The sequence below is a fragment of the Bifidobacterium sp. ESL0825 genome (assembly GCF_052606465.1).
Map to the genome: position 1 here is coordinate 280,637 of NZ_CP199589.1, position 19,366 is coordinate 300,002.

Below are 19,366 nucleotides of genomic sequence, written 5' to 3' on the forward strand. Positions count from 1 at the left end.
GGCGGGGAGAGGAGTGTGACGCACATGGGCGATCCCTTGGGCAGTTTCTCCCCGCAGACGGCCGACTGGTTTCGTCAGGCCTTCACCGAGGGTCCCACGCCGACCCAGGTGCAGGCCTGGCCGGCCATCCGCGCAGGCGGCGATGCGCTGATCATTTCGCCCACCGGTTCGGGCAAGACCCTGGCCGCCTTTCTTTGGGCCATCGACGAGCTCATGACCAGGCCCCGGCGCTCCCGGAAGCCTGGGGTCGCCGTGCTCTACATCTCGCCCATGAAGGCCCTGGGGACGGATGTGGCCCGCAACCTGCAGGCTCCGCTGGAAGGCATCGCCGAGCGGTTTGAACAGCAGGGAGGCAAAGCGCCCAAGGTCCGGACGGGCATCCGCACCGGAGACACCGATGCCCGCGGCCGCAGAGCCCTGGCCGCCCATCCGCCGGACATTCTGGTCACCACCCCTGAATCCCTCTATCTGATGCTGACCTCCAAAACGGCTAGCACGCTGAAGAACGTGCAAACCGTTATTGTGGACGAAATCCACGTTTTGGCGGGCAACAAGCGCGGGGCTCATCTGGCCCTGAGTCTGGAGCGGCTGGACGACCTGGTCGGAGGGCCCGTGCAGCGGATCGGCCTGTCGGCTACGGTCCGGCCGCCCGAGCAGGTGGCACGTTTCCTGGGTGGCAGCCGTCCTGTCAGTCTGATCCAGCCCAAGTCGTCCACAGCCATGGACCTGCGCCTGATCGAGCCCCTGGAGGACATGGGCGATCTGGCCGCGCCGCCCGGTCAGTCAGGTGAGTCAGGTCAGGAGGGCGACCAAAGAAGCGGATCCATCTGGCCAGCAATCGAGCGGGCCATTCTGGACCAGGTTCTGTCCCACCGCACCACCCTGGTCTTCGTCAACTCGCGAGGGCTCGCCGAGCGCCTGACCGCCCGGCTCAACGACCTGCACCAAGCCGATCTGCAGGCCTCAGGTCATGACCAGCCGGGTTTCTCCGATGAGACAGATGAGTCCAGGGAGCCCGCCCACTACGATTCGGCCACCGGTTCCACTTCCGAGAGGACTTCCGGCCAGAGCGTCGACCAACCCATTGCCATGGCCCACCATGGGTCGGTGTCCAAGGAACGCCGGCGCCAGGTGGAGGACGACCTCAAGGCCGGCAGACTGCGCTGTGTGGTGGCCACTTCCAGCCTGGAGCTGGGCATCGATATGGGCTCGGTCGATCTGGTCATCCAGGTCAACGCCCCGCTGTCGACCGCCTCGGGACTGCAGCGGGTGGGCCGGGCCGATCACCAGGTCGGTCGGGTATCCCAAGCCAGGCTTTTCCCCCTGACCCGCGAGCAGATCCTGGAGTGCACGGCCAGCATGGAGAGCATGGCCCAGGGCGACATCGAACCCACCATCATGCCCAGCAGCCCCTTGGATGTTCTGGCCCAGCAGACGGTGGCCGCAGCCGCCATGGGACCGCTCAGGGAGCAGGACTGGCTGGCCACGGTCAGACGGGCCGCGCCCTTCGCCCATCTGGACCAGCAGGTCTACCGGGCGGTGCTGGGCATGCTCAGCGGCGCCTACACCTCCCAGGATTTCACCGCCTTCCGCCCCATCCTGGTCTGGGACCACCAGACCGGCACGCTGACGGCCCGCCCCGGCGCACAACGACTGGCGGTGACCTCCGGAGGCACCATTCCCGACCGCGGCTCCTACAGTGTGGTCATGCCCTCCGAGGCCGCCGGCGGCAAGCCCCGCCGAGTGGGGGAACTGGACGAAGAGATGGTCTACGAGTCCCGCAAGGGGGACGTGATCACCCTGGGCACCACCTCCTGGAGGATCCAGCAGATCACCCGCGACCGTGTGGTGGTGGTACCCGCTCCGGGACGCTCCGCCAGACTGCCCTTCTGGCACGGGGAGGGCACCGGCCGTGACCCCGCATTCGGCCGTCGTCTGGGCAGGCTGGCCAGGGAACTGTCCCAGGGCCTGATACCGGCGGTCCAGACTGCCTCCGGTCGGCCGGGCTTCACTCAACCCGTCTGTTCTCGTCTGCTGGAGGACGGCCTGGACCGTCCAGCCATCAACAATCTGGCCGCCTTTCTGGCCGAGCAGCAGGCCTCCACCGGCCGGGTGCCCGACGACCGTCACCTGGTAGTCGAGCGCTGCCCCAACGAGGAGGGCGATCTGAGGCTGATCCTCCATTCGCCATACGGCCGCAGGGTCAACGAGCCCTGGGCCCTGGCCATCGCCGCCCGGCTCTCCCGCGAGCGCGGATACGACGGATCCGTCTGGGCGGGGGAGGACGGCATCGTCGTGCAGATCCCGGGCACAGATGCCTTCCTGGAAGACCAGCGAATATTCGGATTCACCCCCGATCAGGTGGAGCGCGAGGTCCGACGTCATCTGGTCGGCTCGGCGCTCTTCCAGGCCCGCTTCCGCCAGTGCGCAGCCCGCTCGCTCTACATGCCCAGGATGGAGCCCGGCCGCAGGGTGCCGCTCTGGCAGCAGCGTCTTCGAGCCTCCCGTCTGCTGGACGCGGCCCTGAAGGAGGATGACTTCCCCCTGGTTCTGGAGACCATGCGCGAGTGCCTCCAGGACGTCTACGACATGCCTGCCCTGCGCGAGCTCATGGCCGACCTGGAGCAGGGGAGCGCCCGTCTGGTCCCGGCCTCCACCCGGACCCCCTCGCCCATGGCCTCAGGGCTGCTCTTCGGCTACCTGGGGACCTTCATGTACCAGTACGACATGCCCAAGGCCGAGCGCGACGCCGCCATGCTGGCCATCGACTCCGATCTGCTGGAGCAGATGGTCGGCCAGGTGGACATGGCTGACCTCCTGGACCAGGAGACCGTCGACCAGGTGACCGCTGATCTGCAGCGGCTTTCGCCCAGGACCCGGGCCAGGGGGGCCGAGGGGCTGGCCGACCTGCTGCGCACCCTGGGCCCCATGGATCCGGCCGGGATTCGCCGGCGCATGCGCGGGCAGGAGGACGAACCGGTGACGCCGGCACAGGTCCGGGCCATGCTGGAGGAGCTGCGGACCCAGTCCAGGGTGGTTCCGGTCAGGTTAGGCGCTCGCGACTGCTGGATATGGGCCGGTCAGGCAGGGCGGCTGACGGCGGTTCTGGGCCCTGGCATCATCCAGCCATCCGCCCAGCCGACAAAGGAATCGGAATCAGACAGCGAGGCCTTCGAACAGCTGGTCAGGCAATACGCCGCAGTCCATGGGCCATTCACCACCGAGGATCTGGCCGGGCACCTGGGCCTGGGCAGCGCTCTCTTGGAGGACAGACTGCGTTCCCTGGCCGCTCGCGAAATGCTCACGACTGGGGTCTTTCCCCGGCCCGACCTGCGTGCCTACGGCGAGCCTGGATGGAAGGGGGGTCAACCCCGCCGAGGGTGGCTGGATCCCGAGGTCTTCCGCCGGCTGCGCTCGCGGTCCCTGGCCAAGGCCAGCAAGGCGGCCAGTCCCGTCCCCGGCCATGTCTACAGCGACTTTCTTCTTCATCGGCAGGGTCTGGCACCCCTGGGCCAGGAGCCCTTGATGGGCGCCGAAGGACTGCTGGAGGTGGTCGGGCAGCTGGAGGGGCTGGCTCTGCCGCCTGAACTCTGGGAGTCGGCCATCTTCCCGGCCAGGGTGCGTGATTACGGTCCCGCATTGATGGACGATCTGCTGGCCTCGGGCCAGGTGGTCTGGGTGGGGTCCGACCAGGGGGAGGGCCCGCTGGGCGCCATGACCTTCTACCTGGCCGAGGACCTGGATGAAGAGCTTCCAGCACAGTCCGCCGGTTCTCCGTCAGCCACAAATGGGATCGGCAAGCCGAGCCACCCGGGCAACGCGGGCGATCTGGAAAAGGTCCTGCTGGGTGTGCTGGCCGATGGGGGAGCCTACCGCTTCGATCGCCTTCTGCGCGCCTGCGCCAGCCGGGGCGGGGATGGCATGGAGTCCCCTGATTCTCAGGCCCCCGACCAGGAGGCCCTGGCCCGTTCGCTCTGGGGCCTGGTCAGGCGTGGGCTGGTCACCAACGCCTCCCTGGCTCCTGTTCGGCGGCTGGTCCGGGGATCAGGGCCGCAGCCTTCGGGGAGGGCCCGCCGTTTGCCCCATGGTCTGCGTGGGCGCGGCAGGTCCTTGGGACGCGCGGCTTTGACGCGGGCGGCCGGCTCATCTGCCTTGTCAGCGGCGGCGGAGGGATTCTGGACCCTGGTTGCGGATGAGCGCGGAGCAGCAGCAGTTGCAGCGGGGACGGGCATGCCCGATCCAATCGACAAATCGAGAGGCATCCAGGACGGTGACCGCCAGCGGACCGTCAGCCTGGTCCACGAGGAGCAGGCCATCCTGGACCGTTATGGGCTCCTGGCTCCGGTGCTGCCTGAGGTGCGGTCCCTGCCCGGCGGATTCTCGGCCCTCTATCAGGTCTGCAGGCGCATGGAGGAGGCCGGCCGGCTGACGCGAGGGGTCATCGTCGACGGCTTCGGCGGCGCCCAGTTCGCCCCCAGAGAGGTGATCAACCAGCTCAGGGACTTCCAAGAGGATGAGCGCAAAAGCGATGGCGAAGGCGGATCGGGGCAGCGACCTGCCGAACCCGTGGTCATGGACGTGACCGATCCCGCCAACCTCTATGGCACGGCTCTTGCCTGGCCGACCACATCAGGGGATGGCGGCGGACGGCCCATTCGGCGGATAGGGAACCTCCTGGTGCAGAATCATGGCCGCGCCCTGGTCTACGCGGCGCCCAAGGGGCATCATCTGCTGGTCTTCGGTGAGCCCGAGCGTGGATTGCTGGAGGCCGCCTTCGCCCAGCTGGCCTCATGGCTGAGCCGGGACGGACAGGGACGCATCCTCTTCAGTGATGCCAATGGCCGGCCTCTGACCATGCGCGAACCGGTGGGCATGGCCCTGTCCGCAGCCGGGTTCACGGCCGGTCCGGGCGGCATGGCACTCTACTGAGCCCTTGCTGAGCGCCCTCAGGCCACGAAGGCGATGGGCGCTGCCAGCTCCTGGCCGGAGGCGTCCCGGCGCATGTCCACTTCGGGCAGTTCGACCGGAGAGCCGGCGGCGGTGCTGGCGTGCAGGGGCCAGGCGCCCACCCGGGCCAGCAGCAGGGTATCCTGACCCTTGAGGAAGCGTTGGGAGCGCACGCCTTTCGTGCCGCGGCCCTTGACCGGATACATCTCCAGCGGGGTCAGCTTGGCCGACCCGTTCTCGGTGCCGGGCAGGGCCTCGGAGTTGCCGGCCACAGTCAGGACCACGGCCCCGGCCTGGGTGCTCATGCCATCCTCGCCGGTCTCCTGATAGGTCCAGCCGATCTCTCCGGCCGGCACGACCGCGAAGGCGGCGACCTGGCAGCCCTGGGCCAGCCGGATGCCCGCCATGCCGGCCGCATTGCGGCCCTGGGGGCGAACCTTGTCCCCGGTGAGGGTCAGCAGGCTGGCATCCGAGGAGATGAGCACCATCCGGTCCCCGTCCTGGCAGGGGGCTGCGAAGACCACCTGGTCGTCGCCCTTGAGGTCGATGACCGACCAGGAGTCCATGGTGGTCGGGGATTCGCGGTTCCAGCGCTTGACCGTGCCCAGCCGGGTGCCCAAGGCCAGAGGCGCGGAGTCGTTCATGTCGATGACGGTGACGGCGTGCTCGTCGGCCTGGGGTTCGGTGCTGGCGGTCCCGCCCAGGAGCTCGTCAGCCACGATGCCCCCGCTCAGGTTGGGGTTGGCGGTGGCCGGGATCAGCGGCAGGTCGGCCACGGGGGCGGTGATCAGCCTTCCAGCCGTGGTCACCAGGCCGTAGGTGGCCAGGGTAGTGGTGGCGAATATGGCGATGACCTGGTCGTCATGCCCCCGGTCCTGGTTGCGCGGCCGGGACCGCCAGGCATCCAGGGCGCCCGGGGTGCTGCGTGCCAGCAGTCCGGTGGCGCTCATCATGACCGTGCAGGGCTTGTCCTCCATGTGCAGGTCGCCGCCGCGGCTGGTTCCTCCGCTGGCCAGCAATGCAGCCTGGGAGCCAGCAGCGACCTTGCCCGAGGTCTGCTGAGCGGTTTGCTGGTCGCCGGCTGCCGACTGCACGGGGGCCAGGTCGCCGGAGGGCTCCTGGTCCAGGATGACCGTGCGCCTGGGCGTGCCCCACTGGGCCGCTGCCTGGTCCATCTCCTGGATGACCACCCGGTCCAGTTCGGCCGATGAGCCCAGAATCCGCTCCAGCTCCTCCAGCTGCTTGTTGAGGTCGTCTCGTTCGCCCTCCAGCTCGATCCGGCTCATCTTGGTCAGCCGCCGCAGCCGCAGGTCAAGAATGTACTGGGCCTGGGTCTGATCCAGATCGAAGACCGCCATCAGCCTGGTCTTGGCCGCATCCGCGTCGTCCGAGCTGCGGATGACCTGGATGACCTCGTCGATGTCGACCAGGGCCAGCAGGAGCCCCTCGACCAGGTGCAGACGCTCCAGGGCCTTCTTGCGGCGGAACTCGCTGCGCCGATGGATGACCGTGCGCCGGTGCTCCACCCAGACTTGCAGCAGTTCCTTGAGCCCCATGGTTCTGGGCCGTCCGTGGACCAGGGCCACGTTGTTGATGGTGAAGGAGTCCTCCAGGGGCGTGTACTTGAAGAGCTTGCCCAGGACCTTGCCTGGGTCGAATCCCGTCTTGATCTCGATGACCAGGCGGGTCCCGTTGTGCCGGTCGGTCAGGTCGATGGCGCTGGAGATGCCCTCCAGCTTGTGGTTGCGCACCCCATCCGAGATGCGTTCCAGAACCCGCTCAGGGCCCACCATGAAGGGCAGCTCGGTGACCACGATGGCCTTCTTGCGGGCGGTCACGTTCTCCAGGTGGGTGACGGACCTGGTCACGAAGGCCCCCCGGCCGTGCTCGTAGGCCTTGCGGATGCCGTCCCGTCCCACGATGACTCCGCCGCCGGGCAGATCCGGGCCGGGCACGTAGCGCATGAGCTCGTCCAGCCCCGCGTCCGGGTGGGCCATCAGATATTTGGCGGCGGCCACCACCTCGCCCAGGTTGTGGGTGATCATGTTGGTGGCCATGCCCACGGCGATGCCTGAGGCCCCGTTGACCAGCAGGTTGGGGATGGCCGAGGGCAGGACCTGGGGCTCCTTGAGCTTGTTGTCGTAGTTGGGGGAGAAGTCCACCGTGTCCTGGTCGATGTCGGCGTTCATGCCCAGGGCCGCAGGAGCCAGCCTGGCCTCGGTGTAGCGGGAGGCAGCCGGGCCGTCGTCCAGGGATCCGAAGTTGCCGTGGCCGTCGACCAGGGGCAGGCGCATGGCAAAGGGCTGGGCCAGGCGCACCATGGCCTCGTAGATGGATGAGTCGCCATGGGGGTGCAGCTTGCCCATGACCTCGCCCACGGCCCTGGCGGACTTCATATAAGGGCGGTCGGGGTTGAGGTTCATCTGGCCCATCTGGTAGATGATCCGCCGCTGGACCGGCTTGAGTCCGTCACGGGCATCGGGCAGGGCCCTGGCGTAGATGACCGAGTAGGCGTATTCCAGGAAGGACTTGCTCATCTCCTCGTTCAGAGGGGTTTCGACGATGTGCTCCTTGACCTGCCGGGGGTCGTACCCCGCCGCCTTGCTCCTGCGATGAGTTGCCATGCTCCAGCTCCTGCTCCTTCATGTTCCGCCTTATGATAACCGGACGGTCCGCCAAAGCATTGACAGCAGGGATGCGGTGTCGGCCTGGGGCCTGACCGTGCTTGAATGGGTTGTATGGGTCTGGATACACCTGACATGAAGGAACTGCTGCAGCCGAGTCCGCCTATCCAATACGGGGACCGGGCGGAGGACAACCGTGTTGGCGGGGCCAGGCATCTGTCCGCCGTCCTGCCCGCCCTGAGCGCCTGCCTGGGAACGCCCGTGGCCACCGACGTCCACCCGTCTGCCAAGGCCCTCCAGGAGGCCCTGGGACTGCCGGAGGCCCGGTCGGTGGTCGTCGTCCTGGTGGATGGGCTGGGATTCTGGAATCTGGTCAGCCGCCAGGGCCATGTGCCCTACCTGCGCTCGCTGCTGTCCGAACCCATCAACCAGCGTCCCCTCTACACCAGCCTGCCCTCGACGACCGTGGCGGCCATGGGCGTCTTCGGCACCGGAACCAGCCCCGGGCTGACCGGCATGACCGGCTACACCCAGCTGAATCCGGACACCGGCCAGCTGGGCCAGATGATCCAGTTCAGGGGGGCTCAGGATCCCGAGCGCCTGCAACGCCGTCCCACGGTCTTCGAGACCCTCCAGGCGCAAGGGGTGCGTGTCACCTCCTCGGGCCTGCCGCGTTTTCGCGACTCAGCCCTGACCCGTGCGGCTCTGCGCGGCGGGGAGTACCTGGCCCACAACCACTCCCGTCAGCGTCTTCTGGCCGCCTGCCAAGCTGCCAGCCAGCCGGGGCTGACCTACCTCTACATCCGCGATGTGGACAAGGTGGGCCATCACAGCGGCTGGGAGGGCGAGGAGTGGGTGGCCGCTCTTGAAGCGACCGATGCACAGCTGGCCGAGCTTCATCGCCGCCTGCCCGCCGGGACACTGACGGTGATCGTAGCCGATCATGGCATGGTTGAGTCCGATCCGAACCAGCGCATTGACATCGCCCAGGATCCGGAGCTGAGCCGGGATGTGCGACTGGTGGGCGGCGAGCCCAGGGCGGTCATGCTCTATCTGGACCAGGGGGCGGATCCCCAGGTCGTGGCCGCCCGTTGGCGGGGGCGTCTGGGGGAGCGAGCCTGGGTGCTGACCCGGGGCCAGGCCATCGAACGGGGAATCTTCGGTCCTGTGGATTCCCGGATTAGACCCATGATCGGCGACCTTCTGGTGCTGGCCGGCGATCGGATCACCTTAGTGAATTCGGCTGATCAGACCGATGCAGCGACCAGGCTGCCTGGCGTCCACGGCTCATGGACCCGTCTGGAGACGCAGATCCCCTGCCTGATCGACCTGGTCTGACTACTTGCCGAAGAGGATCTCATCCCAGCTGGGCACGGCCGAACGCCCGGAGTGCTTTTTGGCCCGCTTGCTGCGGCGGCCCTCCTTGGGCTGATCCTCCTGCTCGTCCTGTCCGGCATCATCGCCTTGATCCTCTTGCTGGGGCTGCCCATGGTTCTGCACGGGCAGGACCATGGTGGATTCGTTGTCTCTGATGGGAGGATGCTCGGCCGTATCGGGATCCTCGGTCAGTTCTGCACTGGGGTGGCTGGGCTCCCGCTCGGCTGTCTGGTCCTGGCCTTCCTTGGGCTTGCCATAGAGCCAGGCCGTGAGCGCCGCCTGACGCTCACCGCCCTCTTCTTCGATTTGGCTGAAGGCATCCTTCTGGCTTGGAGGCCGTCTGTCGGTCTGATCGTCAATCTCCTCAGCAGGGCCCTGGTCCCTAGCGGGTCGCTCCTGCCCATGGTCGTCTGTGGAATTGTCCAGCAGCATCCTTGCGGCCCCGTTCAGGCAGGTCACCGTGTTGTCATGCATGTTCCATGCCCAGCGGGCGTTGAAAATCCGCTTGTCCAGCGTAAACACGCCGTTGATGTTCCAGGGTTCGTACCCTCGTCTGGTGGCCTGCCAGGAAACCTGTGTCAGGCTGACCCCCGCACGGGCCAGCACCTTGCCGATCAGTTCCTGATAGTTTCGCCCTCCCGACCCCTTGGGCGCCGGCATGGTCAGGAACTGTTCGATGGCGTACTTCTTCTCGGTTTCCACGGGAGCCGCGAAACGCCGTACCAGCGCTTCGTTGACAGCGTATTGCTGAGCCACCTGCTCGGGGCGGGCACCGGCGCGCACAGCCGCCTGAATGGCTGAGACGGGCAGGGGCTTGGACTTGCCGGTCTGGGGGTCCACGTCCTCTTCCTCCTTGACCTGCTTGGCCTCAAGAATGGCGCGATCAAGCGCATCGTCGACCCTTACGGCGAAGTGCCGGTGGTCACAGACGAAGACCAGATCGCCCCTGTCGTCGACATGGTCAAAGCTGGCCACCCTGGTCCCATTCTCAGACATGCACGCCCCTATCCTCTTACGGTTCCTTTACACGGCCTCAGGTATTTCCATTGTGCCCTATGGTTCGTATTTTACGTGCTTTTGAAATCGTGTATCCTATGCGCAGTACATATCGTGTGAAATGACCGGTATACGAGGTGGCCGGCCGAACAAGGAAAGGGTACACGATGGCACAGGATTACGATACCCCGCGAGACAAGGACGAAGACGAGGAATCCCTGCAGGAGCTGGGCAAAAGCGGCCAGGATGCCGGGGCCGATCTGGACGACGACGAGAACGCCATCGCCGAGGACTATGAGCTGCCGGGCGCCGACCTGAGCAATGAGGACTCTTCGGTGACTGTCATTCCCATGCAGGGCGATGAATTCATCTGCTCCAACTGCTTCCTGGTCAAACACCGGAGCCAGCTGGCCTACACAACCCCCGACGGCAAGCCCGTCTGCAAGGAGTGCGCCGCCTGATGGCCTACGACGAGTCCTACAACGAGCCAGAAACGGTCGAGGTCCTGTTCGAATCCTTGGATGGGGCCGAGGTGCCGGAATACGCCATGCCTGGCGATGCAGGAGCCGATCTGCGAGCCAGGGTGGCCGTGGACCTGGCCCCCTTCCAGCGGGCGCTGGTTCCCACCGGTGTCGCTCTGGCCCTGCCCAACGGGTACGTCGGCCTGGTTCACCCACGCTCGGGGTTGGCAGTCAAGATGGGGGTGACCGTGCTCAACGCGCCAGGAACCATCGATGCCGGGTACCGGGGCGAGATCAAGGTGCCGCTGATCAACTTGGATCCGCATGAGTCGGTTCACTTCGAGCCTGGGGAGCGCATTGCCCAGCTGGTCATTCAGCGCTACGTGCAGGCCCGTTTCGTGCCCGCAGAACGTCTGCCTGGCTCGGTGCGTTCGGATGCCGGATTCGGCTCGACGGGCCGATGAGGCATCCTTCGGACACGGACGGCCTGAATGGGTCAGGCGCAAGTGTAGGATTGGTGCATTATATTCAGGATATTGGAGGCTTGAATGGTCACTCCGGAGGGCAGCGTCTGCAGCAATGATGTCGGCGAGCAGGCCCCGTCCGGCCTGTCCTCCAGAGCCTTGGGCTGCGAGATCAGCGACGATGCGCTCAACCCCCTGATGCCCATCCGGGAGATCTGCGCCGCCCACCATCCCGGCGAGGACCTGTCCATGCTCCAGCGCGCCTATGACCGGGCTGTAGTCCAGCATGCCAACCAAAGGCGCAAGTCCGGCGAGCCCTACATCATTCATCCGCTGGCTGTGGCCCAGATCCTGGCCGACCTGGGCATGGGTCCCACGGTGGTTTCGGCCGGCCTGCTGCACGACACCGTGGAGGACACCGACTACACCCTGGAGCAGTGCCGCAATGAGTTCGGCGACACCGTGGCCGGCCTGGTGGATGGGGTCACCAAGATATCCAAGATGGACTACGGCGATTCGGCCCAGGCCGAGACCATCCGCAAGATGATCGTGGCCATGAGCCGGGATGTGCGCGTCCTGGTGGTCAAGCTGGCCGACCGGGTCCACAACGCCCGCACCTGGCGCTACGTCAAGGCTTCGTCAGCCCAGCGCAAGGCCCGCGAGACCCTTGATGTCTACGCCCCTCTTGCCAACCGGCTGGGCATGAACGCCATCAAGACCGAGCTGGAGGAGCTCAGCTTCAAGACCCTCTATCCCAAGATCTACAACGAAATCGTAGTGCTGGTCTCCCGCAGGGCGGGCCAGCGGGAGGTCTACCTGAAGCAGATCCTGGACGAGATCCACGAGGATCTGGATGCCCAGGGCATCAAGGCTCAGGTGACCGGCCGGCCCAAGGACTACTTCAGCATCTACCAGAAGATGATCGTGCGAGGGCACGATTTCGCCAACATCTACGACCTGGTAGGGGTGCGCATCATCGTGGACACCATCCGCGACTGCTATGCGGCCCTGGGCGCCGTCCATGCACGCTGGAGCCCGGTGCCTGGGCGGTTCAAGGACTACATCGCCATGCCCAAGACCAACCGCTACCAGTCCCTGCACACCACGGTGGTGGGCCCGGGCGGCAAGCCGGTCGAGATCCAGATCCGAACCTGGCAGATGCACCGCAGGGCCGAGTTCGGCATCGCCGCCCACTGGAAGTACAAGGAGAACGGTTCCGCAGGCCGTGAGCTCTCCCAGCCGGACAAGTCCGATGTCAAGCGCGAACGCCAGGAGGGGGAGCTGACCCAGGAGGACAACCTGACCTGGATCCAGCAGCTGGCCGACTGGACCAGCGAGACTCCGGACTCCAACGAATTTTTGGGCTCCCTGAAAGACGATCTGGGCTCGGCCGAGGTCTATGTGTTCACCCCCAAGGGCAAGATCATCTCCCTGCCGGCCGAGTCCACGCCCGTGGACTTCGCCTATGCCGTCCACACCGAGGTGGGACACAGAACCATGGGCGCCAGGGTGAATGGCCGTCTGGTCCCGCTGGATACCAAGCTTCGCAACGGGGACACGGTCGAGATCCTGACCAGCAAGTCGGACACCGACGGACCCTCGCGCGACTGGCTCAGCTTCGCCAAGAGCCCCCGCGCCCGCAGCAAGATCCGTCAGTGGTTCAGCAAGGAGCGTCGTTCGGAGACCATCGAGGAGGGCAAGGACGAGCTGATCCGCGCCATGCGCAAGCGGAACCTGCCCGTGGCCACCCTGTTGACCCCCGAAGCCATGGTGGGGGCCGCCGACGAGCTCAACTATCCCAATGAGAAGGCGGTCTACGCTGCCATTGGCGACGGACAGGTCTCCACCCAGAACGTGATCTCCCGGCTGGTTCATGACGCTGGACGGTCGGCCCTTGAGGACGAGGTGGAGCAGGAGGCCATTCCTCTGCAGCGGGTCGCCAAGTCCAGCCGGCCGGAGACCTCCCAGGGGATCTCGGTCAAGGGCGTGGACGATGTCTGGGTCAAGCTGGCCCGTTGCTGCACCCCAGTGCCGGGAGATCCCATCACCGGGTTCATCACCCGCAACCAGGGCGTCTCGGTCCATCGGTCCGACTGCCAGAACCTTCTGGACCTGCGCAAGAAGCAGCCCGAACGGATCATCGAGGTCTCTTGGACGGGCAAACAGGGCACCTTCATGGTCCAGATCCAGGTGGAGGCCCTGGACCGGCCCCACCTGCTCTCGGATATCACCCAGGTGCTGTCCGACCATGGCGTCAACATCCTGTCGGGCAGCCAGTCCACTGGCCGTGACCGGGTGGCGGTCAGCCAGTTCGTCTTCGAGATGGGCGATCCCCAGCATCTGAACACGCTCCTGGCGGCCGTCAGGAAGATCGACGGGGTCTTCGATGCTTATCGGCTGACCGGAGCCAAGGGCTCGGCCAGTCCCCATATGCGGGCCATCTGACCTTCCCTCTCAGCCGCCAATATATCCGCTTATCCTCTGCACTTTTTCGACGGCATTCTTCCTGTTGTGCAGTCGAAGTGATCATTTGCTTCCAGCCTTGAAAATTCACTGGGCCACAGTCTGAAAGACGGCTGTGAACGGTGGTTACAGAAGGACCCCCGGTGGTCAATGACCAGGCCGGGGGCCCTGACGGAAACGGGTGCGATCAGCGCACAGCGTTCATCCACTGCTCCTTGGTGGCCTTCTCGGCCTCAAGCTCCTGCTTCTTGGCCGGATCCTGCTCGGCGGCGATCCGACGATCCAGATCCTCAAGCTGGGCGGCCAGCTGCTGCTCGAAGCTGGAGACTCGGGCATCGGCCTCGGGGTCGGACTGGTTCCAGGCTGCATCCTCCACGGCCTTGATCTGCCGGTCCACAGCATCCATCCTGCCCTCGATCCGGCGCACGTCGTCGCGGGGGACAAAGCCGATGCCGTCCCATTCCTCCTGAATCTTGGCCAGCTCCTGCCGCGCCTGCTTGGCGGCCTTGGCATCCTTGACGGGCAGCAGAGCTTCGGCCTTGGCCACCAAGGCTTCTTTCTTGGTCAGATTTTCGCGCTCGTTGACCGAGGTCTTGTCCCGGTCTGCCTGGCGGGCGTTGAAGAAGACATCCGCGGCCTGGCGGAACCGAGCCCAGAGGGCGTCGTCATCCTGGCGTCCTGCCCGTCCGGCCTGCTTCCAACGGTCCATGAGCTCATTGAACTGGTGGGAGGTGGGTCCCCAGTCGGTGGAGTCCTTGATCTGGTCGGCCTCGGCGATGATCTCCTCCTTGATCCGCTTGGTCTCGGACCGCTGAGCATCACGCTGCTGGGCCCACTTGCGGCGGGCCTGGTTGAAGGTGGTGCGGGCGGATGAGAAGCGCTTCCAGAGCGCGTCCGCGTCGGCCTTGTCGATGCGGATGGTCGTGCGCTGGTGATGCTGCCACTGCTCGAAGAGGGAACGGAACTTGTCCGCTGTGGACCGCCAGTTGGTGGAGTCGCCCAGGGATGCGGCCAGATCTTCGGCCTTCTCCACGATGGCAGTACGCTCCTTGATGGCCTTGGCCATGGCATCCTTGCGGGCCTGCGCCAGCTCGGCCTTGCGCGCCTGCCCCTGTTCAGCCAGCTGATCCAGCTGTGTGCGGAGGGCGGCGAGGTCGCCGACGGCCTCGGGCTGCTTGGTCTCCTCTTTGAGCGAGGTGAGAGACTCGTCGATCTCGTGGGCCTTGATCTTGGGGCTGCGCAACCTGGAGGCAAAGAGGTTCAGCTTCTCCTTGAGGTCCAGGTATCGGCGGGCATAGAGGTTCAGGGCCTCCTTTGTGTCTGCGTTGGGGAACTGGCCTACCTGGCGCTCCTGATCGCCCTCGCGGACGAATACGTTGCCCTGCTCGTCCACCCGGCCGAAGGCTTCGGCCTTGTCGATCTCTTCCTGGCTGTATGAGGGAGCGGCTGGAGCGGCCTTGACGCGAGGGGCCTTGTGGGCCAAAGCCGCAGGGGAGGGGACTGCCTTGGGCTTGGGCACAGCCGGTGCCGGTGCGCTCTGGGTCGGAGCATCCTCTGCGGGAGCAGTTTGCTCGGCGGCTGCCTGTCCCTGGCCGGCTTCGGGTGCCGGCGCAGCGGCGACCTGGCCCGCCGCATCCACGGTGTGGTCCTTCTGCGGTGTCGAGGTGTTCTCGGGTGTAATGGCGGTGTTGTCGGCCATGGCCAGCTCCTTAGGCTTGTGTGTTGGAGAGATCGCAAAATATGGCAATACCATTTTCCTTGACCTCCTATAGTATAGGTTCTTATGGCAAAAGGCACATCTCTATCCGGTTTCCCTGAATGGCTTCCTTCACAACGAGTGGTGGAGCAGCGCATCACCGACACGCTCCGCAAGGTCTTCGAATTGAACGGCTACATCGGCATTGAGACCAGGGCCGTGGAAGAGGGATCCAGCCTGCTCAAGAAGGGGGAGACCAGCAAGGAGATCTACCTGCTTTCCCGTCTTCAGGACCTGGGGCAGGAAAAGGATGTGCCGGTGGAGCGCCGGCTGGGCCTGCATTTTGACCTGACCGTGCCGCTGAGCCGCTACGTGGTGGAGCACAGCAACGATCTGACCTTCCCCTTCAAGCGCTGGCAGATCCAGAAGGTCTGGCGTGGGGAGCGCCCCCAGGAGGGACGCTTTAGGGAGTTCGTCCAGGCTGATATAGATGTGATCGGCAACGGGGAACTGCCCGACCACTACGAGGTCGAGGTCCCCCTGGTCATGCTGAGCGCCCTGGAGGAGCTGCGGGCCTTCGGCTTGCCCAAGCCCACCGTGCACGCCAACAACCGCAAGCTTTCCGAGGGGTTCTACCGGGGTCTGGGCCTGGAGGATGTCGAGGGCGTTCTGCGCGAGATCGACAAGCTGGACAAGATCGGTCCCGATGAGGTGGCCAGCCTGCTGGTCAGCGAGTGCGGCGCCAATGAGGACCAGGCCAGGGCCTGCCTGGATCTGGCTGAGCTGACCGCCGACGATGGCCAGCAGCTGCGCCAGCGCTTCGACGCCCTGGTCGACAAGGTTGGCATCGATAAGGAGTCTTCTTCATATGCCCTGGCCATCGAGGGGCTGGAGACGCTGGCCATGATCATCGACGAGGCCGCCCGCATCCGGCCCGGCTCGGTCATCGCCGACCTGAAGATCGCCCGCGGGTTGGACTACTACACCGGCTCGGTCTACGAGACCTTCCTGGAGGGGGCGCAGTCCCTAGGGTCCATCTGCTCAGGCGGCCGCTATGACAACCTGGCCAGCCAGGGCAACCGCACCTACCCGGGTGTGGGGCTGTCCATCGGGCTTTCACGCCTGCTCTCCTACCTGCTGGCCCAGGGGGTCCAGGCCTCCCGGGTCTCCCCGGCTGCGGTCATGGTCGCCGTCTGGGATGAGGAGGATCGCACCGCCAGCAACCACATCGCCCAGGACCTGAGGACCAGGGGGATCGCCGCTGACGTGGCTCCCACCGCAGCCAAGATCGGCAAGCAGATCCGCTATGCCGACCGCCTGGGCATCCCCTATGTCTGGTTCCCCGCCAAGGAGGGCCAGCAGGAGGGCGACCAGGTCAAGAACATCATCACCGGCGAACAGATTCCGGCTGACCTGGTGTCGTGGACGCCGGATAGCCTGTATGCCCGGCAGAGTGTGGAATACCAGGCCTGACGCAGGGGCAGGCCGAGCATTATGGAGGTACAGGAAAGCATGGGCCAGTCGGCTTACAGAACGAGCTACGCCACGGATGTCACGCAGGATATGGTCGGTCGCCAGGTGACGGTGGCCGGGTGGGTGGATCGCCGCCGGGATCACGGAGGCGTGGCCTTCATCGACCTGCGTGACCGTTCCGGTCTGGTGCAGATCGTCATCTACGACGAGGAAGAGGCCCGGCCCCTGCGCAGCGAGTACGTGATCCAGGTCACCGGCAAGGTGCGCGAACGCCCCGAGGGCAACGACAACGAGCATCTGTCCACCGGGCACATCGAGATCGTGGCCGACAAGATCGAGGTTCTGGCCAAGTCGGCCGCCCTGCCCTTCCAGGTGTCCACAGCCCTGGAGAACGAGGCCGAGAACAAGCTGCCCGGCGAGGATGTGCGGCTGCGCTACCGTTATCTTGACCTGCGCCGCCCCTCCATGCAGCGCAACATCCGCCTGAGGGCCGCCATGAACCGTGCCGCCCGTGCCGCCCTGGACAAGATGGACTTCTGCGAGATCGAGACGCCGACCCTGATCAAGTCCACCCCCGAGGGCGCCCGCGACTTCCTGGTGCCGGCCCGTCTGGTGCCCGGATCCTGGTACGCCCTGCCGCAGTCCCCCCAGTTGCTCAAGCAGCTGCTGATGGTGGGCGGCTTCGAGCGTTACTACCAGATCGCCCGCTGCTACCGCGACGAGGACTTCCGTGCCGACAGGCAGCCCGAGTTCACCCAGCTGGACATCGAGATGAGCTTCGCCTCCCAGGAGGACGTCATGGCCATGGCTGAGCAGGTCATCGCCGAGGTCTGGAAGGCTGCAGGATTCGAGGTCACCCTGCCCATTCCCAGGATCAGCTGGCAGGAAGCCATGGACAAGTACGGCTCCGACAAGCCTGACCTGCGCTTCGGCAACCCCATCGTCGAGCTGACCGAGTACTTCAAGGACACGCCCTTCCGGGTCTTCCAGGCCCCCTATGTGGGTGCCGTGGTCTACCAGGGCGCGGCCAACCTGCCCCGCAGGCAGTTCGATGCCTGGCAGGAGTGGGCCCGCCAGCGGGGTGCCAAGGGTCTGGCCTATGTCCAGTTCACCGGCGACGGCACCCTCAAGGGTCCCGTGGCCAAGAACCTGTCTGATGCCGAGCGCCAGGGCCTCAAGGAGGCTGTGGGCGCCTCGGACGGGGATGCCGTCTTCTTTGCAGCCGGACCCCGCGAGGCCTCGCAGACCCTGCTGGGTGCGGCCCGTGTGGAGATCGCCCGCCGCCAGGGGCTGCTCAAGCCCGACGAGTTCGCCCTGACCTGGGTGGTGGACTTCCCGCTCTTCAAGCCCACCGACGACCCGGATGACGACGATGTGGCCGTGGGCCATTCCAAGTGGACCTCCATGCACCACCCCTTCACCATGCCCTCGGCCGACTGGATCGACCGTTTCGACGAGGATCCCGAGCACGCCATGAGCGACTCCTACGACATCGTCTGCAACGGCGAGGAGATGGGCGGCGGCTCGGTGCGTATCCACCGTGACGACATCCAGGACCGGATCTTCAAGGTGCTGGGCATCGGCCCCGAGGAGGCCCAGGAGAAGTTCGGCTTCCTGCTGGATGCCTTCAAGTTCGGCGCTCCGCCCCACGCGGGCATCGCCTTCGGCTGGGACAGGACCGCACAGATCCTGACGGGGGCGGATTCCATCCGCGACGTCATCGCCTTCCCCAAGTCCGGCGGCGGCCAGGATCCCATGACCGGGGCTCCGGCCCCCATCTCCGACCAGCAACGCGCCGAGACCGGCGTGGACTGGGAGCCGGATGAGGAGGATGCCGACTGAGCGCATCCCGCCGCTGATCGGCGAGAGTCTTCAAAGGGCTGGAATCCTGCGGGGTTCCGGCCCTTATTGTGTATGCCTTGTTATGCGCTGCGGACCGATCGGGCCGGGCTTTGCCCTTGCTTCGGCTTGACGGGAGAACCGTTTCTATGGCCGTTCTGCAACAAAGGATGAGTAAACTGCCCAGTATGAGCGAAACAACCAAACATCCGTCGGAGCGGATTCTGCCGGAGAAACCGGCCTCGGATCGCCCCGTCAAGGACAAGTCCGGGCCGCTGGTCGAGCTGGCCCACGTCGAGAAGCATTTTGGCAGCCTGCACGTCCTCAAGGACATCAACCTGCAGGTCGACACCGGCGAGGTGCTGGTGGTGGTCGGGCCCTCAGGCTCCGGCAAGTCCACCATGTGCCGGACCATCAACCGCCTGGAGTCCATAGACTCCGGCGTCATCAGGATCGAGGGGGAGCCCCTGCCCCAGGAGGGACGCGACCTGGCTCGGCTCAGGGCCGAGGTGGGCATGGTCTTCCAGTCCTTCAACCTGTTCGCCAACAAGACCATCCTGGAGAACATGACCCTGGCGCCCATCAAGGTGCGCCACATGCCCAAGAAGGATGCCGAGGACCTGGCCATGGACCTCTTGGCCCGGGTGGGCGTGGAATCCCAAGCCTCCAAGATGCCCTCCCAGCTCTCCGGCGGGCAGCAGCAGCGTGTGGCCATCGCCCGCGCCCTGGCCATGCAGCCCAAGATCATGCTCTTCGACGAGCCCACATCAGCCCTGGACCCGGAGATGGTCAACGAAGTGCTGGATGTCATGATCCAGCTGGCCCAGGAGGGCATGACCATGATCTGCGTGACCCATGAGATGGGCTTTGCCCGTCAGGCGGCCGACCATATCGTCTTCATGGCCGATGGGCGGATCCTGGAAAAGGATGACCCCGACGACTTCTTCGACCACCCCAAGACCCAGCGGGCCGCCGACTTCCTGTCCAAGATTCTGACCCACTGAAGCAGGAGGGAAGCATATCCGC

General features: G+C 65.7%; 11 protein-coding genes. 8 read left to right on the forward strand and 3 right to left on the reverse strand.

Annotated features, from left to right (window positions below):
- Positions 1–24 precede the first annotated feature (24 nt).
- Positions 25–4,929 carry an ATP-dependent helicase gene (locus ACUIAG_RS01090; protein WP_445339890.1) on the forward strand — a complete coding sequence of 1,635 codons (4,905 nt, stop codon included), beginning with the start codon at positions 25–27 and terminating at the stop codon, positions 4,927–4,929.
- 17 nt (positions 4,930–4,946) lie between these two features.
- On the opposite strand, the gene ACUIAG_RS01095 is transcribed toward ACUIAG_RS01090, so the two are convergent.
- Complete coding sequence (locus tag ACUIAG_RS01095; protein WP_445339891.1) at positions 4,947–7,571, reverse strand: DNA gyrase/topoisomerase IV subunit A; 2,625 nt, start codon at positions 7,569–7,571, stop codon at positions 4,947–4,949.
- Positions 7,572–7,685: 114 nt separating this feature from the next.
- Here ACUIAG_RS01095 and ACUIAG_RS01100 point away from each other — a divergent pair, with 114 nt between their 5' ends.
- The gene (locus tag ACUIAG_RS01100) at positions 7,686–8,909 is read left to right on the forward strand and encodes an alkaline phosphatase family protein (RefSeq protein WP_445339892.1); all 1,224 of its coding nucleotides are present in this window, start codon (positions 7,686–7,688) and stop codon (positions 8,907–8,909) included.
- Here the strand turns inward: ACUIAG_RS01100 and sepH are convergent, their stop codons facing one another.
- Complete coding sequence (gene sepH / locus ACUIAG_RS01105; RefSeq protein WP_445339893.1) at positions 8,910–9,944, reverse strand: septation protein SepH; 1,035 nt, start codon at positions 9,942–9,944, stop codon at positions 8,910–8,912.
- A 167-nt stretch (positions 9,945–10,111) separates the two neighbouring features.
- Between sepH and ACUIAG_RS01110 the strand changes: the two genes are divergently transcribed.
- From ACUIAG_RS01110 to ACUIAG_RS01120, 3 genes are all read left to right on the forward strand, one after another.
- Entirely contained in the window at positions 10,112–10,405 is a 294-nt protein-coding gene (locus tag ACUIAG_RS01110; RefSeq protein WP_024627827.1) for a DUF4193 domain-containing protein, read from the forward strand.
- Positions 10,405–10,869: a dUTP diphosphatase gene (gene dut, locus ACUIAG_RS01115; RefSeq protein WP_313842219.1), complete on the forward strand. Its 465-nt coding sequence runs from the start codon at positions 10,405–10,407 to the stop codon at positions 10,867–10,869. The genes ACUIAG_RS01110 and dut overlap by 1 nt, the downstream gene beginning before the upstream one ends.
- Before the next feature lie 84 nt (positions 10,870–10,953).
- The gene (locus ACUIAG_RS01120; protein WP_445339894.1) at positions 10,954–13,314 is read left to right on the forward strand and encodes a RelA/SpoT family protein; all 2,361 of its coding nucleotides are present in this window, start codon (positions 10,954–10,956) and stop codon (positions 13,312–13,314) included.
- A 205-nt stretch (positions 13,315–13,519) separates the two neighbouring features.
- Here ACUIAG_RS01120 and ACUIAG_RS01125 read toward each other — a convergent pair whose 3' ends face one another.
- Positions 13,520–15,031: a DUF349 domain-containing protein gene (locus tag ACUIAG_RS01125; RefSeq protein WP_229132929.1), complete on the reverse strand. Its 1,512-nt coding sequence runs from the start codon at positions 15,029–15,031 to the stop codon at positions 13,520–13,522.
- Between the two features lie 84 nt (positions 15,032–15,115).
- Here ACUIAG_RS01125 and hisS point away from each other — a divergent pair, with 84 nt between their 5' ends.
- The 3 genes from hisS to ACUIAG_RS01140 all read left to right on the forward strand — a co-directional run bounded on the left by hisS (position 15,116) and on the right by ACUIAG_RS01140 (position 19,344).
- On the forward strand, positions 15,116–16,501 hold the full coding sequence (gene hisS / locus ACUIAG_RS01130; RefSeq protein WP_445339895.1) for a histidine--tRNA ligase: 1,386 nt from the start codon (positions 15,116–15,118) through the stop codon (positions 16,499–16,501).
- Between the two features lie 39 nt (positions 16,502–16,540).
- Positions 16,541–18,343 carry an aspartate--tRNA ligase gene (gene aspS / locus ACUIAG_RS01135; protein ID WP_445340346.1) on the forward strand — a complete coding sequence of 601 codons (1,803 nt, stop codon included), beginning with the start codon at positions 16,541–16,543 and terminating at the stop codon, positions 18,341–18,343.
- A gap of 185 nt (positions 18,344–18,528) precedes the next feature.
- Positions 18,529–19,344, forward strand: a complete 816-nt coding sequence (locus ACUIAG_RS01140) for an amino acid ABC transporter ATP-binding protein (protein WP_284143466.1) — start codon at positions 18,529–18,531, stop codon at positions 19,342–19,344.
- Positions 19,345–19,366 lie beyond the last annotated feature (22 nt).